At 73.0% G+C, this 1,506-nt stretch carries 2 protein-coding genes; both read left to right on the plus strand.

Features of this window, described 5'->3' with window-relative positions; genetic code table 11:
* A partial coding sequence (locus VG869_15950; protein ID HEV3452677.1) for a sensor histidine kinase occupies positions 1-854 on the plus strand: 854 nt, incomplete at its 5' end.
* Positions 851-1,506, plus strand: a 656-nt coding sequence (locus VG869_15955; protein HEV3452678.1) for a response regulator transcription factor, incomplete at its 3' end; no start/stop codon positions are given. The genes VG869_15950 and VG869_15955, both read left to right, overlap by 4 nt.

The raw sequence follows: 1,506 nt of genomic DNA on the forward strand, positions 1-1,506 counted from the left end.
CGGTGGCGCTGGGCGGAGCGCTCGCCTACGCCGCGCTCACGGTCAGTTATGCATCGCCCGCCGCCGAGGCCGTGGAAGGCTTCTTGCCGACGGCGGCGGCCTGGTTCGTCGGCGACAGCGTGGCGGCGCGGCGGCGCTACCAGGCAGGATTGGCCGAACAAGCCGAGCGCGAGCGAGCCGCCGAGGCGTTGCGCGCGCGCCAGGAGGTCCGCGAGGAGCGGGTGCGCATCGCTCACGAACTGCACGACGTCGTGGCCCACGCCCTCGCGGTGATCACCGTCCAGGCCGGGGTGGGCAGGCGCCTGGCGGACAAGCGACCGGAAGAGGCGAGCGCGGCGCTGGAGTCGATCGAGACGATCGGCCGGACCGCCCAGGATGAGCTGCGGGTAGTGCTCGGGCTGCTCCGCGAGGAGGAGGCCGGAGCGGGCGCCCGGGCGCCGGCGCCGAGGCTCGCTGACCTGGAGGAGCTGGTCGAGACCGTCCGGGCCGCCGGGACGCCGGTGGAGCTTCGGATATCGGGCACCGACCGGCGGCTTTCTCCGGCGCTCGAGCTCTCGATCTACCGGGTTGTCCAGGAGGCGCTGACCAACGTCGTGAAGCATGCACCGGGCGCCCGCGCCGCCGTGGACCTCGCCGTCTCGACCCAGGACGTCCGCATCGAGGTTGCCGACGACGGCGGGCCAGCCGGGCCCCGGGGCCGTGAGGCGCCGCCGGCCAGCCAGGGCACCGGCCACGGGATTCTCGGGATGCGCGAACGGATCGGCGCGTTCGGTGGCCGCCTCGTGGCCGAACCGCTCGCGGCTGACGGCTTCCGCGTGCTCGCCGAGGTCCCGGTCGAGGGGGCGGCGGGGTGACGACCAGCGTGCTCGTCGTCGACGACGAGGCCCTGCTCCGTACCGCGTTCTCCTCGCTCATCAACGCGGAAGACGACCTGGAAGTGGTCGGCGAGGCGGCCGATGGCCGGCAGGCGGTGCAACTCGCGACGGGCCTGTCGCCCGACGTCGTCGTCATGGATGTCCGGATGCCGGTGATGGACGGGATCGAGGCGACGCGGCGGATCACTTCGGCCGGTAGGTCCCGGGTGCTCATCCTTACGACGTTCGACCTCGACGAGTACGTCTTCGAGGCGCTGCGGGCGGGAGCGAGCGGCTTCGCGCTGAAGAGCCGACCACTCGAGGAGTTGCTGAGCGCGATCCGCACCGTCGCCGCGGGGGAGGCGCTGCTGGCTCCGAGCGTGACGCGCCGGCTCATCGCGCACTTCGCCGGGCAGAGCAGGACCCGAGACCCCCGGGCGCCCCGGGGCCTGGCGGAGCTCACCGAGCGCGAGCGCGAGGTCCTGTCGCTGGTCGCCCACGGGCTGTCGAACGCCGAACTCGCCCAGAGGTTGCACGTGAGCCTGCCGACGGCCAAGACGCACGTGAGCAGGATCTTGACCAAGCTCGGGGCCCGGGACCGTACCCAGCTCGTCGTCCTCGCCTACGAGTCCGGGCTCACCACGACGCTGTG

This window comes from Acidimicrobiia bacterium (assembly GCA_035948415.1).
Lineage (GTDB): Bacteria > Actinomycetota > Acidimicrobiia > IMCC26256 > PALSA-555 > PALSA-555.